The 13,737-nt window shown below is 47.6% G+C and carries 12 protein-coding genes; 9 read left to right on the forward strand and 3 right to left on the reverse strand.

Features of this window, described 5'->3' with window-relative positions; all coding sequences use genetic code 11:
* Positions 1–6: 6 nt before the first annotated feature.
* Together PVA46_RS05225 and PVA46_RS05230 are read left to right on the forward strand one after the other, a co-directional pair.
* A complete protein-coding gene (locus PVA46_RS05225; protein ID WP_167695702.1) occupies positions 7–423 on the forward strand; it encodes an acyl-CoA thioesterase in 417 nt (138 codons plus the stop codon).
* A gap of 42 nt (positions 424–465) precedes the next feature.
* Positions 466–1,047, forward strand: a complete 582-nt coding sequence (locus PVA46_RS05230; RefSeq protein WP_167695703.1) for a DUF6657 family protein — start codon at positions 466–468, stop codon at positions 1,045–1,047.
* Here the strand turns inward: PVA46_RS05230 and PVA46_RS05235 are convergent.
* From PVA46_RS05235 to uvrC, 3 genes are all read right to left on the reverse strand, one after another.
* Positions 1,044–1,781 carry a hypothetical protein gene (locus PVA46_RS05235; protein WP_274360272.1) on the reverse strand — a complete coding sequence of 246 codons (738 nt, stop codon included), beginning with the start codon at positions 1,779–1,781 and terminating at the stop codon, positions 1,044–1,046. The two genes, PVA46_RS05230 and PVA46_RS05235, sit on opposite strands and share 4 nt — an antisense overlap.
* A gap of 54 nt (positions 1,782–1,835) precedes the next feature.
* Positions 1,836–2,699, reverse strand: coding sequence for a nucleoside triphosphate pyrophosphohydrolase (gene mazG / locus PVA46_RS05240; protein WP_167695705.1), 864 nt, complete (start codon positions 2,697–2,699; stop codon positions 1,836–1,838).
* An 84-nt stretch (positions 2,700–2,783) separates the two neighbouring features.
* Positions 2,784–4,619: an excinuclease ABC subunit UvrC gene (gene uvrC, locus PVA46_RS05245; RefSeq protein WP_167695706.1), complete on the reverse strand. Its 1,836-nt coding sequence runs from the start codon at positions 4,617–4,619 to the stop codon at positions 2,784–2,786.
* 170 nt (positions 4,620–4,789) lie between these two features.
* Between uvrC and htpG the strand changes: the two genes are divergently transcribed.
* The 7 genes from htpG (at position 4,790) to PVA46_RS05280 (ending at position 13,718) form a co-directional block, all read left to right on the forward strand.
* Positions 4,790–6,652: a molecular chaperone HtpG gene (htpG, locus tag PVA46_RS05250; protein WP_167695707.1), complete on the forward strand. Its 1,863-nt coding sequence runs from the start codon at positions 4,790–4,792 to the stop codon at positions 6,650–6,652.
* A gap of 330 nt (positions 6,653–6,982) precedes the next feature.
* Positions 6,983–7,591, forward strand: coding sequence for a hypothetical protein (locus PVA46_RS05255; protein ID WP_167695708.1), 609 nt, complete (start codon positions 6,983–6,985; stop codon positions 7,589–7,591).
* A 24-nt stretch (positions 7,592–7,615) separates the two neighbouring features.
* Positions 7,616–8,191, forward strand: coding sequence for a DUF2764 family protein (locus PVA46_RS05260; RefSeq protein WP_167695709.1), 576 nt, complete (start codon positions 7,616–7,618; stop codon positions 8,189–8,191).
* Positions 8,188–9,963: a V-type ATP synthase subunit A gene (locus tag PVA46_RS05265; protein ID WP_167695710.1), complete on the forward strand. Its 1,776-nt coding sequence runs from the start codon at positions 8,188–8,190 to the stop codon at positions 9,961–9,963. The genes PVA46_RS05260 and PVA46_RS05265 overlap by 4 nt, the downstream gene beginning before the upstream one ends.
* Entirely contained in the window at positions 9,963–11,267 is a 1,305-nt protein-coding gene (locus PVA46_RS05270; protein ID WP_167695711.1) for a V-type ATP synthase subunit B, read from the forward strand. Before PVA46_RS05265 ends, PVA46_RS05270 begins: the two co-directional genes overlap by 1 nt.
* Positions 11,268–11,269: 2 nt before the next feature.
* Positions 11,270–11,878: a V-type ATP synthase subunit D gene (locus PVA46_RS05275; RefSeq protein WP_167695712.1), complete on the forward strand. Its 609-nt coding sequence runs from the start codon at positions 11,270–11,272 to the stop codon at positions 11,876–11,878.
* Between the two features lies 1 nt (position 11,879).
* Positions 11,880–13,718 (forward strand): V-type ATP synthase subunit I, encoded by a 1,839-nt coding sequence (locus PVA46_RS05280; RefSeq protein WP_167695713.1) that lies wholly within the window; start codon positions 11,880–11,882, stop codon positions 13,716–13,718.
* Positions 13,719–13,737: the final 19 nt, after the last annotated feature.

Raw genomic sequence — 13,737 nt, forward strand, 5'->3', positions numbered from 1 at the left:
TAATTTATGTCAAACCCAACAACCCGTATCCATATCACCCCGATGCAGGTACGCACCTATGAGTGCGACTATGCCCAAGTGGTGAATAACGCCAACTACCTCAAATATTTTGAGCAGGCGCGCCATCTCTTTAGCTTAGAAGACAATATCGATACGGTCGCGCTTGCCCAACGAGGTATCGTTAGCGTGGTGGCAAAGATTGAGATTAAATTTATCCGTAGCCTCAAGGTCAACGACAACTTTGAGATTCACACCCGCATCAAAGAGCATACGCCCGTACGCGTGCTTTTTGAGCAGACCATCTACAAAAAAGATGAACCCCAGCAAGCCATCACCCATGCGCTTACCACGGTGGCGTGCATTGTCGATGGCAAGCCTGCGCCCTTTCCTTTAGATATTTTTGCCTCGCTCTTTGCAGAATAGTCATCAATCTTGATAATATTATCCATTGAAAAGGAATACCTCATGATAAAAAGTGCTTATGAGCGCGCCATGGAGCGCGCCAATCAAATCGCTATCGACCCACAATTATCTAGCCTCAAAGCAGGGCAGGAGCTGGCAGGCTTGCTCTATAAAGAAGGCTTAGCTCACTTTGTGAAACAGTGGCACACAATTGATCAACAGGATCGAGCTACCTATCTCGCTGGATTGCTCAAAAGTCTCTTGAGCAATATCGTTTTACCCCAACGTCCCGAACAACAATCACGCATTACGCTCACGCTCGATGCCTTACAAGCCGTAGACCCCACCCTCGAGCCGACACTTCATGCGCTAAGTCAATTACTCACCAGCTATACGCCTCAATACCAAGAATTTAGCCAACAGCTTAGCCAGCAATTGCAACAACATCTCGACCAAAAAGAGCGCGCCCACTACGCCCGCACTGGCGAGCGACGCGCCTTTACTCTGCAAAGCGATCCCGAAGTGGCGACCCTTTATGCCGATGAGATGAAGAAATTTCAGCTACACTTCAGCGAGCATCTCACGCAACACAAATGGCGCATCCTTCAACAACTGGATCTAGATCCCGAGCAATTCTCCTTCTAAATGACTTGGCGTTTAATGCTACTCAAACGAAAGTCGCGGATCATCGTATCAATTGCTTGATAAGCGGGCAGTTCTTTGTCGTAATGAAGCGCATCGAGGAGTGACTTGAGACCATTAAGAAAGAAGCCCACCTCCTTGGTTGCCTCCAAGACCGCTCGCTCGATATCGGATAATTGATGACGATAGCTCTGCGTGAAGGCTAAGAGCGCATGGGGTTCACTTTGATCGCGTTGAGAGACTAACATCCGCATCTCTTGCTCTAACGGCGTCAACCCCGAATTTCCCGTAAGCGCGTGATCTTTACGCAATTGCATGCAGAGGCTATGCCAATGTTGTGCCTCAAATTGTTGGATTGCTCCATATAAATGCGACAGCTCGGGAAATTCTTGGTACGGCACAAAAGAACATTTAGGATAATGTTGATAGGCTAGCGCCATACGCGCAATCTCCTGATTTAAGGTCGCGTGCGCGCGCTCTTTACGCACGAGCGCTTCTCTTGCCTCTTCTTGTTGTTTTTGATAATGCTTATGAAGATCTTGCACATGCGCAAGCTCATTAGTTAAAAAAACTTGAATATCTAACCCCTTGCGTTCGGCAAGTTTGTAACGATCATGAAACCCATCGCTAAGCTCTTGGGCGTTGGGAAGCATCGCTTTTAACTCTTCATACTCTTGATAAATGATCCGCATCTGTTCACTAATCCAGCGCTCATCTTTACGTTTAAATAGTGCCATCATTAAGCTCCTTTTATTGCTTTTTTATCTTCATGCTACAGCCCTGACCAGTCCTTACGTTGACGATGATACCGTGCCATTATTAAGCTCTTTCTCTTGACGTTCTCGTTGTTTGGCAACCTGCCAAGCTTCTTCCATCTCTGGACGAAGATCGGCGCAAGGGTTCAATCCTTTTGCTTCTAAGATCTCTTGCACGACGCCAAATCGACGCAAAAATTTATTATTCGCCTCATGAAGCGCCTCACTCACATCGATCTTTAACGATCCTGCTAGGATCGCCGCGACAAAGAGCAGATCGCCAAGCTCCTCCTTGATATGTTCTTGGGGGTGGTGCTCTTCAATCGCCTCTTCCAATTCGGCAAGCTCTTCTTTCAGTTTGAGCAAAACCTCTTGTGGGGAGTCCCAATGAAAACCGACTTTGGCTGAGGCCTTCTGCAATTGAAAGGCCTTCTCCAGCGGGGGCGCACCCCGTCCAACCCGAGCGAAGAGCCCACCTACTTCGGCACGTTTACCGCCGGCAATCTCACGCTCTTTCATCTGCTTCCAGTGCGCTAATCCCTCACTAGCCGTAGAAGCTTCCTGATCGCCAAAGACGTGCGGATGGCGACGGATCAACTTCTCGTTGAGTTGGGTAAGTGCGTCGACCAAGAAATGCTCCTGCTTCTCGCGCAGAATCGAAGCGATCATCGTGATGACTAAATAAACATCGCCAGTCTCTTCAATCACGCCCACCTCATCTTGACGATCGATAGCATCAATCAACTCATAGACCTCTTCAATTAAATTCTTCTTGAGGCTCTCGGGGGTTTGCTCTTTATCCCACGGACAGCCGTGCTCGGATCGTAACTCTTGTAAAATGGCATTGAGTCTAGCAAACTGTGCGACCTCGGCTTGGGAAATAGTGTTATCATCTTGCATTGATTGCTCCTTCTCTCTGATGTAAGATAAAAATTCTTTTCTTGATAATAAAGATACAAATAGATAAATTATTTAGATATAATATCACAAATGATTCTCCTCATTTTGCACGATGCGTTTTAATTCGTCTATCAAAAGACGGGCTTTTTCGTGGTTTATTTTGGCAACACGTGCAACGTTAGCGATGCTCTGTCTACTGATTGCACTAAGGCTACCGTACTGCACCAAGAGTGCTTGCGCCCGTTTGGGGCCAATGCCATCGATAGATTGCAGGCGCTCTAAGTGGAGGCTCTTATGGCGTAATTTTTGGTTGTAACTCGTGGCGACGCGGTGGGTCTCGTCGCGAATGGCTTGAAGCACCCGCAAGGCAGGGGAGCCTTTTTCTAGTATGATGGGATCGGATTGATTGGGCTTGAAGAGTTCTTCCTCGCGCTTGGCGATGCCCACCAATGCGACTCTCTCTTCTAGGCCTAACGCCTCTAAAACGCCAAACACCGCCGAGACTTGTCCCTTTCCCCCGTCGACCAATAAGAGATCGGGCAAGGGGAGATCCTCGTTAATGAGGCGGGTAAAACGGCGTGCGACGGCTTCGGAGAGGCTCTTAAAGTCGTTAATTTCACCCTCTTTGATGCTCTTCATACGAAAGCGTCGATAACCCGTACGATAAGGGAGTCCGTTGCGAAAGGTGATGAGGCTTGCCACGGTAAAGTGTCCGCTTAATTGAGCAACGTCGAACCCCTCAATGGCGCGGGGGAGTTTGTCCATCCCCAGCGCATGTTTGAGATCGATTAAGGCACTCTCCTGCGAGGTTTCGCGGGTGAGATCTAACATGGCGTTGTCGTAGGCCATGCGGATAAGACGAAGATCTTGCTCCTCGATAGGGGCGCTCACCTTGAGGCGTATGGCGCTCTCCTCTTGGAAGTAACGGCTCAAATCGAGGGCATTGGGCGGACTGTCCAAGTAGACAATGTCTGTTTCGCGATTCTCTTCACTCTCATAAAATTGAATTAAAAATTGCTCGAGCACTTCATGATCCTCTCCGATCTCCTCGAGGCGGAAGGTCGCCTTGTCGAGCATTTTTCCCTCACGCATGCGTAACACGACAAAGTGATAAAGACCATCATTACCAGCCATACCCACATAATCACGGCGCACATCGTTACGATCTTCTACCCCTTGTTGCTGGCTCATCGCTTGCACAGCTTTGAGCGCATCACGTAAGGTGGCGGCACGCTCGTACTCCATGGCGTTTGAGGCCTGTGCCATCTGTTGCATCAGGTACTTAGAGAATTGGACGATCTTGCCCGAGAGAAGCTCTTCCACACGGGCGATCTGCTCTTGATAGGCTGATTCGGTCGTTAAGCCCTCGACGCAAGGACCAAGACATTGCTTCATGTGGTAGTAGAGGCAGGGGGTTTTGCGCATCTTGAGTGGGACAGGCTTACAGGGGCGAAGCGCAAAAGTTTTGTTGATGATCTCTAGGTAAGTATCAAGCTTTTGGATACCCGGATAAGGGCCATAATAGCGACTACCATCCTTCACAATGGTGCGCGTACGCATCACACGCGGAAAAGGTTCGTTGGTAATGCGGATCATCGGGTAGGTTTTTTGGTCACGTAGGGCGATATTATAAGGCGGTTGATAGCGCTTAATAAGGTTGTTCTCCAAGACAAGCGCTTCGTACTCGGTGGAGACAACCGTGAATTCAACGTTATGCGCCTTAGAAAGCAGGTGTTGGGTCTTCATCGATTTGTCGTTGAAATAACTTTTAAGACGATTCTTTAAGTGTTTGGCTTTGCCCACGTAGAGCACTTCGTGTTGCGCGCCACGCCAAAGATAGACCCCCGGATCTAAAGGAGCGGAGCTCACTAAAAAGCGTAAGTGAGCTAAGCGCGCTTGTTTTGGCGAATCCTGATGCATAAACTCTCCCTTAACAAATCTCTGATGCCACACTAAGTATAGCCGATTTTACGAAAAAAAGTAAGAGTCTAGATTTTCGGCAAAAAACCTTGACGAAATCGATCTTTTTTGAGATATTATAAAGGAAATCAAAACATATCTACATTCCAAAGAAGAAAGAAGGATACAACATGGCAAAAAAAGAGTTTAAAGCCGAAGTTGATAAGCTATTAAAGCTAATCATTCACTCCCTTTATTCACACAACGAGATCTTTTTGCGAGAGCTCATCTCCAATGCAGGCGATGCCCTCGATAAGATGAAGTTTCTCAACCTTACTGATGAAGCGTTTAAACATGAACAATTTGAAGGACGCATCGACATCTATCTTAACGAAAAAGAGAAGAGCCTCATCATCAGCGACAACGGTATCGGTATGGATGAGAACGATCTCAATGAAAATTTAGGCAAGATCGCCCACTCTGGTACCAAGCTCTTTGCCGAGAAGCTCACCGGTGATGCGCAGAAAGATTCCAACCTGATTGGTCAATTTGGTGTGGGCTTTTATAGCGTCTTTATGGTGGCACACAACGTAGAGGTTATCAGCCGAAAAGCCGGAAGCGACAAGGCCTTCAAATGGACAAGCGATGGTCAGAGTGGCTACACCGTAGAAGATGCCCAGCGTGATGCACACGGAACGACAATCATTTGTCATCTCAATGATGAACATGTCGAGTATGCCCAGCAATATCGGGTTACCTCTCTTATCGAGAAATACTCCAACTTTATCGCCTTCCCCATCTTCCTCCACTACGAAGAGCAAGAGTATACGCCCGAAGGCGAAGAGCCCAAACCTGCTACCATGGTAGAAAAACAAGCTAATAGCGCAAAAGCCATCTGGAAACGTAGCAAGAGCGAGCTGAGCCAAGAGGAGTACAACGACTTCTACCAGACCCTTAGTGGCGAGAGCGAAGAGCCTCTTTTCCATATGCACACACAGGCTGAAGGCTCGTTGGAGTACACCACCTTATTCTATATTCCTGCCAAAGCTCCGTACGATCTCTATCGCGCCGATTATCGCCCTGGGGTGAAGCTTTATGTCAAGCGTGTCTTCATCACCGATGATGACAAAGAGTTACTACCTATCTACTTACGCTTTATTCGTGGTGTAATCGATAGCGAAGATCTTCCGCTCAATGTGAGCCGTGAGATCCTCCAGCAGAATCGCATTCTCACCAACATCAAGGGCGCAAGCGTCAAGAAGATCCTCACCGAGATTAAAAAGCTTGCCAGCGACAACCCCACCAAATTCGAGCAATTTGTCGAGCACTACAACCGCCCCATGAAGGAAGGTCTCTACTCCGACTTTGTCAACAAAGCCGACCTCCTCGAGATCGTACGCTTTAAGAGCACCAACGACGAAAGCGCGTGGACAAGTCTTGCCCAATACAAAGAGCGCATGAATAGCGAGCAGAAGAGCATCTACTATCTATGTGGTGATAATGCCGAAGCGGTGCGTCATAATCCACTAGTACAGGCGTACAAGAAACGTGGCTTTGAAGTGTTGCTATTAAGCGATGAGATGGATCAAATGGTGATGCCAATGGTGCAAGATTATCAAGGCATCGCACTCAAGGCGATTAATAAGGCCGATGCCGACGACGGTATCTTTGACGATGCCAAAGACGAAGAGGCCATACAAGCCGTAGAAGGCGTTGCCGAGAAGCTCAAAGAGGCGTTGGGCGACCGTGTAAAAGAGGTGCGTTTGAGCGCGCGTCTTGATGATGCACCCTCTGCCGTGGTCTCTAGCGATGACGATATGAGTTTACAAATGAGTCGCATGTTCCAGATGATGGGGCAGGAGGCGCCCGAGGTACAACCGATCTTAGAGATTAACCCCAAACACGCGCTCGTGCAGAGTGTGGCTAAGAGCGAGGACAAAGAGCTCATCGCCGACTACGCCATTCTCCTGCTTGACGGCGCCTATCTCGCCGAGGGTGCGCCCCTCAAAGAGCCCGCGCGCTTTAGTCAACTGATGTTCAAGTACATCAAGTAGGGTTAAAAAAAGCATTACTCTATAGTATCATATTATAGGTAACAAAAGGCCAAGACCCAGAGCCTAACCACAATATTTTTGCTTTGGGTCTTGCTTTTTTTTGGAAAATTATGTATATTACTAGATATTTACAGTGGGTAACTAAGTTCTCTTCACCACTTTGTCAAGACAAACAACACGTTACAAACGTTACCAATAAACGCAAATTTCTGCAATTCAAAGAGTAAATAGATCAAAAGGTACGCGCATCAGCGCCTATCACGATCTCCGATCCTTGGATTTTGAAGAATGATGATAATAGGATTTTATATTTAAGGAGTGCTAATAACGATGGAAGTACAACTACAAGAGCTGATCAATAAGATCAAAGCCGACGGCGTAAAAGCTGGTGAAAGTGAAAAGAGTCGCATTATCGCCGATGCCCAAAAAAAGGCGGAGGAGATCATTAAAACGGCCGAGCATCGCGCCAAAGAGCTAGAGGAGAGCGCCAAAAAAGAGGCCGCTCTAAGTGAGGCGCGTAATCGTGAGGCGCTACAACTTGCTTCGCGCGACTTACTCCTCAACCTCTCCACCAAAATTACCGATCTCTTCAACCACATCCTTGTTAAAGAGGTGGCAACATCGCTCACCAAGGAGAAGGTTAGTCAATTGGCAAGCACGGCCATCAGTAATTTAGGCAAAGATGGCAAGTACGAAATCAGTCTAAGCCCTGCCGATGTCGATGCCTTTGGTGAGGCGCTCAAGAGTGAACTGAGTACGCTTGCTAAGGGTGGCATCACCATTAAGCCATCCAAAAATGTGGATGCAGGTTTTCGCATTACCAGCGTAGAGGATGCAATCTCTTACGACTTTACCAACACGATCATCGCCGAAAATTTGGCCTCCTATGTCAACCCAAAACTCGCAGAGGATATCAAAAAGTCCGTAGGTCTCTCTTAGGATAAGCGATAAAGGAGCGAATTTATGGCAAATTTATACTTTTTGATGGCGAGCCTGCCCACCCTCTCGGTGAACGACGATGCGCCACGTATGCCCTATCCTGAATTTCTCAAACAAGCCCATGGCGGTCTTGGCGAACAAGAGTATCGACGTTTACTCTCGTTCGATCTCCAAAATATCCCGACAGATCTTAAGGGATTAGGCAATGTGGAGAAGAAATTTTGGCACTGGGAAATCGCCGTACGCAATGAGCTTGTCAAGTTGCGCGCCAAAGCCTTCAACATGAAAGAGGAGGAATTCTTGCACACCGGCGTGGATATCGACAGTGCGGATATTAGACAGACCGCACTCAATGCCTTTGAGGAGTCTGACCCCTTGAAAGTGGAGATCGAACTAAATAAGGCACGCTGGGCGCTCCTAGAATCGGAGCGCACGCTTGAGTACTTTAGCATGGAGTCTCTACTCATTTACAGCATGCAATTGCAATTAATTACCCGTCGCAGTCTCTTTACCAAAGAGCTTGGCGAGGCAAATTATCAAAAAGAGTACGAGCTGATTTTAGGCGAAGCAAAAACTGTATTGATGGAGAATATTAGATGAGTAAGACAAAAGGCGTCGTTATCGGCGTAAATGGAAATATGGCCACCATCGAAGTTGACGGTGCTGTGGCAATGAATGAGGTGGGATACATTGTCCTACCCGAGAGTAAAACTCGCTTGAAGAGTGAGATTATTCGTATCCGTGGTAATCAGTGCCAGATGCAGGTCTTTGAGTCGACCCGCGATGTAGCCAACGGAAATGAAGTTGAATTTACGGGCGAACTCTTAGTTGCCGAGCTAGGACCTGGTTTGCTTGGACAGATCTATGACGGTCTACAAAACCCCCTCCCACAACTCGCCGAAGAGGCTGGCTACTTTTTGCAACGTGGTATCTACCTACAACCCCTCGACATCACGCGTAAGTGGGACTTTACCGCCAGCGTAAAAGCAGGCGATACCGTTAGCGGTGGCGACTACATCGGTAGCGTACCCGAAAATTCCTTCGACCACAAAATTATGATTCCCTTCAACATGACAGGAACTTACACCGTCAAAAGTATTAAGGAGAATGGATCGTTCACCATCCGTGAGACCATCGCCGAGATTACCGACGAACGTGGCGAGAGCTACCCCCTCACCTTGAGCTTCTACTGGCCGGTTAAACGCGCTATCGACTGCTACAGCGAAAAAATGAAACCTACCGAGCCGATGATCACCAAGATTCGTATTATCGACACCTTCCTTCCTGTCTCTAAAGGTGGAACGTTCTGTACTCCTGGTCCTTTTGGTGCGGGTAAGACCGTTCTTCAACAGCAGATGAGCCGTAACTCCGATGTGGATGTTGTCATCATCGCGGCTTGTGGCGAGCGCGCCGGTGAGGTTGTAGAGACGCTTAAAGAGTTCCCTGAGCTTATCGACCCCAAGACAGGGCGTAGCTTAATGGAGCGTACGATTATTATTTGTAACACCTCCTCGATGCCCGTTGCCTCGCGTGAAGCATCGGTTTATACTGCCGTTACCTTGGCCGAGTATTATCGTCAGATGGGCTTAGACGTGCTCATGCTTGCCGACTCTACCAGCCGTTGGGCGCAGGCGATGCGTGAGATGTCTGGTCGTTTGGAGGAGATTCCTGGTGAAGAGGCCTTCCCAGCCTACCTTGAGTCCACCATTGCCGGCTTCTATGAGCGCGCGGGTGCCGTTCGTCTTAAGAATGGAAAGATGGGTACGGTTACCATTGGTGGTTCGGTCTCTCCTGCGGGTGGAAACTTTGAAGAGCCTGTTACCCAAGCTACACTTAAAGTTGTGGGTAACTTCTTAGGTCTCTCCCGTGAGCGTTCGGATGCACGTAAGTATCCTGCCATTCACCCGATAGACTCTTGGAGTAAATATATCGGTGTGATCGACCCTAAAGCTGTGGCCTTTGCCCGCAAGGTGCTTTTTCGTGGTATCGAGGTAGAGCAGATGATGAAGGTTGTTGGCGAAGAAGGGACGAGTGAGGATGACTATCTTCTCTACCTTAAAGGCGAATTCTTTGATGCGGTTTATCTTCAACAAAATGGCTTTGACCCTGCCGATGCAAGCGTTACGCCTGAGCGCCAAGCCCACGTCTTTACCTACGTGATGGATGTTCTTGCGCGTGGCATGAAGTTCACGGATAAGACCGAGGCACGCAATAAATTTAACGTATTAAGAATGAAGTTCCTCGACTGGAACGGCACGATGTGGCAGACCCCTGAGTTCCAAAAAATGGAAAAAGAGGTCGATACAATGATTAAAGAGATGGCAGATGGTAGCTACCTTGCTGGATCTGAGTTTTTAAAGAGAGGTAACTAATGACAAAGGTTTACAATCGTATTGAAAATATTTCTGGTAGCGTGATTACAGTGCGTGCTACGGGAGTCAAAAACGAAGAGCTTGCTGTAGTCAACACACGCTTTGGTAAGTCGCTTGCGCAAGTTAGCCGTATCGATGGCGATCGCATCTCTTTACAGGTCTTTGCGGGTGGTCGTGGTGTTGCCACCGACGATGAAGTGCGCTTTTTGGGTCGTACCATGCGCGTTGCCGCTAGCGATAGCATGCTTGGCCGTATCTTCAACGGTTCAGGTGATCCACGTGATGCTGGTCCTGTCATCGAGGAGAATCTTGTTCCCATCGGCGGACCCTCCTTTAATCCTGCCAAGCGTATCATTCCCAAAAACATGATCCGCACCGGTATCCCAATGATTGACCTCTTCAACACGCTCGTGGTGAGCCAAAAGCTCCCCATTTTCTCCAGCTCTGGTGAGCCTTACAATGAGCTTCTTGCGCGTATTGCGATGCAAGCAGAAGTTGATATCATTGTTTTAGGTGGAATGGGTCTTAAATACGACGACTATCTATACTTTAAAGAGACACTAGAAAATGGTGGTGCGCTCACGCGTACGGTTATGTTTGTGCACACCGCATCTGACCCAACGGTTGAGTGTTTGATGGTGCCCGATATGTCTTTGGCTGTCGCCGAGGAGTACGCGATGAAGGGCAAAAATGTCTTGGTACTGCTCACCGATATGACCAACTTTGCCGACGCGATGAAAGAGCTTGCCATCACCCAAGAGCAAGTTCCCTCAAACCGCGGTTATCCTGGCGATCTCTATAGTCAGTTGGCGGCGCGCTATGAAAAGGCGGTTGATATTGAAGGCGAAAATGGCGGATCGATCACGATTCTTGCCGTTACCACCATGCCCGGTGATGACGTTACCCACCCTGTGCCTGACAATACCGGCTATATTACCGAGGGTCAGTTCTACCTTAAAGGTGGACGTATCGAGCCATTTGGTTCGCTCTCTCGTCTAAAGCAACAGGTTAATGGAAGCACCCGAAAGGATCACCGAACCATTATGGACGCGATGATCAAACTCTATGCAGCCTATAAAGATACCTCCGAAAAAAAATCGATGGGTTTCAACATGAGCGCATGGGATGAGAAGCTTCTTAAATATGGCGCACTCTTCGAAAAAGAGATGATGGACTTGAACATCAACATCTCTTTAGAAAATGCATTAGACAAAGGTTGGGAGATTATGGCTACCTGTTTTGCCAAGGAAGAGACGGGTATCAAGACCGATTTAATTGCCGAGTTCTGGCCTAAGGGTATGTAACCATGGCAAAAATTAAACTGACAAAAAATGAGCTTAAGAAGCAAAAGGACGCGCTTAAAATGTTTAAGCGCTACCTACCCACGCTTACGCTCAAGAAACAGCAGTTGCAAGCCGAAATCCGCTCTGCCCAGGCCGAGCGCGATAACGCAAGAGACCAACACGCCCGCATTACCGAAGAATTTATGCGTTGGGTGGCGGTCTTTAGTGAGGAGGTGCCTCAAGTGGAGAGCTTCTTTACCCTAGAGAGCTTGCAAATTAAACGTGGCAACATCGCTGGTGTCGACATTCCTATCTTTGAGAGTGCCAGCTTCAAGCCATCTACGTACAACCTCTTTACTACCCCACTGTGGGTAGACAAGGCGGCCAAGCAGATGATGATGGCGATGGAGTGGGACATTCGTAGACAGGTGTACGACAAAAAGGTCGAGCTCTTAGAACAAGAGCTACGTACCACTAGCCAGCGGGTTAATCTCTTTGAAAAGGTCAAAATCCCCGAAACACAGCAGAACATCAAGAAGATTAACATCTTTTTGGGTGATGAGCAGACCGCAACTGTGGTGCGTGGAAAGATTAGCAAAAAGAAATTGAGCGAACACCAGGAGGGAGCGTAGAATGATTTTAGAAATGTCTCGAGTCTCTTTGATTATGGCTAAGAGCGCGCAGGCAAAGGCATTGGATGCCCTAGCAACTGCCAATCTCTTTCATGTCAACGCGCAGGAAAACTACAACGACTCCATCGCTAAGCTTCACCATCAGCTATCGCGTGCAGAAATAATGCTACGCTATCTGCCTGATCTACCTGGGGAACCGATCACCACGCGCACCGTAGATATCACCAAGTTGCAAGACGATATTGAGCGTATGTATCAACAGCGTGAAGAGTTAGACAAACAGCAGAAGCATTATCTTCAACAAATTGAGCAGTACGCCATTTGGGGTGATTTCTCGGTAGAAGATCTGCACGATCTCCAAGCACGTGGCTATTTCATTCGCCTTTACAAGGTGGATGCGCGTACTTATCAAAGCCTTTCTAGTCAAGAGAATACTAATCTATTCCTCTGTAAGGTGCTTAAAGGTATCCACTATATCGCTCTCTATAGTGAGAGCGAGGAGCATTTTCCCGCGCTGGAATCCTTAGAGCTACCGCCAATGAGTGTGGGCAAGATGCGCAATGCGGTGCATGATATTGCAAAGAGTATCCAAGATCGCAATAATGATCTCATTAACCTCAACAAAGATCGTACTTACTTAGAGCAACACATTAGCCGTTTGGAGGAGTCTATTCGCTTTGAGAAGACCGTCGCCAACGTGGAAGATTATGAAGAGCTTGCCGTTTTACATGGCTTTGTTCCCACTGAGGATCTCTTGGTACTTAAGGATTACGCAAAAAAACATGGCTGGGCGTTGCACATTCAAGAGGCGATTACCGGCGATGAAGATGCGGATGCAGAAATTCCCACCAAAATCAAACCCGGATTCTTTGGCAAATTTAGCCAACCTATCCTTGATGCGCTCGAATTTACCCCAGGGTATCAAGAGATCGACATTAGTAATGTGATGACCTTCTTCTTTGCCATCTTCTTCTCGATGATCGTCGGTGATGCTGCCTATGGTTCTATCTTCCTCCTGCTCTCACTCTTTGGCATCACCAAGCTGAAAATGGCTAACAAACCCGTAACCCCACTGCTCCCTTATGTAGCGTTTATGTCTGCACTTACCGTTATGTGGGGTATTCTTACCGACAGTTGGTTTGGCTTTAGTCTTGCCCAACATGTCCCGCTCTTTGCCTCGCTAAAAAATGATTGGCTGGGAGAAGATAGTAATCTTCAGCTCCTCTCATTTACCATTGGTATCACCCACTTAACCATCGCACACCTTTGGGCTCTGGGTATCAAACTTAAGAGCAATATTAAAGCGGTGCCGTCGGAGATTGGGCAATTGATGATGCTCTTTGGTTTCTTTATTCTTATTGTCAATATGTTGATTGGCCCAAATACGTTTGTAGGCGCGGTTCCTAGCTGGAATGTGCAAATGATTATTATTGGATTAGTTCTTCGACTACTCTTTGGTGAGCAACAAGCAAATGTCAACTTAGGCGCAGGTTTTGTCAATGGTCTTAAGGGAGCTTTTGCCAATGTCTTGGGTGCGGTGGGTAATTTCTCCGATACACTAAGCTATATCCGTCTTTATGCGGTGGGCTTGGCAGGGTTTAGCATTGCCTCCAGCTTTAATGAGCTAGCGTTAAGCTCTCCGGTCTTTATGACGCCTCTTATTCTCATTTTTGCGCACACATTGAACCTTGTTTTGGGTATCTTGGGCGTCTTGGTACATGCTGTGCGTCTCAACAGTCTCGAATTTAGTGGACACATCGGCTTAGTATGGTCTGGTGTGCCCTACGAGCCTTTTAAGGCAAAAAATGCTTTTGTGGAAAGTGATAGAACAACAAAATAAAAATTATTTTTAAGGAGTT

The organism is Entomospira culicis, assembly GCF_028748145.1.
Lineage (GTDB): Bacteria > Spirochaetota > Spirochaetia > WRBN01 > WRBN01 > Entomospira > Entomospira culicis.

Excerpts from the sequence above, each read along its gene's own strand:
- PVA46_RS05225 (WP_167695702.1), top strand. The coding sequence starts at position 7 with ATGTCAAACCCAACAACCCGTATCCATATCACCCCGATGCAGGTACGC.
- PVA46_RS05230 (WP_167695703.1), top strand. The coding sequence starts at position 466 with ATGATAAAAAGTGCTTATGAGCGCGCCATGGAGCGCGCCAATCAAATC.
- PVA46_RS05235 (WP_274360272.1), bottom strand. The coding sequence starts at position 1,781 with ATGGCACTATTTAAACGTAAAGATGAGCGCTGGATTAGTGAACAGATG.
- mazG (WP_167695705.1), bottom strand. The coding sequence starts at position 2,699 with ATGCAAGATGATAACACTATTTCCCAAGCCGAGGTCGCACAGTTTGCT.
- uvrC (WP_167695706.1), bottom strand. The coding sequence starts at position 4,619 with ATGCATCAGGATTCGCCAAAACAAGCGCGCTTAGCTCACTTACGCTTT.
- htpG (WP_167695707.1), top strand. The coding sequence starts at position 4,790 with ATGGCAAAAAAAGAGTTTAAAGCCGAAGTTGATAAGCTATTAAAGCTA.
- PVA46_RS05255 (WP_167695708.1), top strand. The coding sequence starts at position 6,983 with ATGGAAGTACAACTACAAGAGCTGATCAATAAGATCAAAGCCGACGGC.
- PVA46_RS05260 (WP_167695709.1), top strand. The coding sequence starts at position 7,616 with ATGGCAAATTTATACTTTTTGATGGCGAGCCTGCCCACCCTCTCGGTG.
- PVA46_RS05265 (WP_167695710.1), top strand. The coding sequence starts at position 8,188 with ATGAGTAAGACAAAAGGCGTCGTTATCGGCGTAAATGGAAATATGGCC.
- PVA46_RS05270 (WP_167695711.1), top strand. The coding sequence starts at position 9,963 with ATGACAAAGGTTTACAATCGTATTGAAAATATTTCTGGTAGCGTGATT.
- PVA46_RS05275 (WP_167695712.1), top strand. The coding sequence starts at position 11,270 with ATGGCAAAAATTAAACTGACAAAAAATGAGCTTAAGAAGCAAAAGGAC.
- PVA46_RS05280 (WP_167695713.1), top strand. The coding sequence starts at position 11,880 with ATGATTTTAGAAATGTCTCGAGTCTCTTTGATTATGGCTAAGAGCGCG.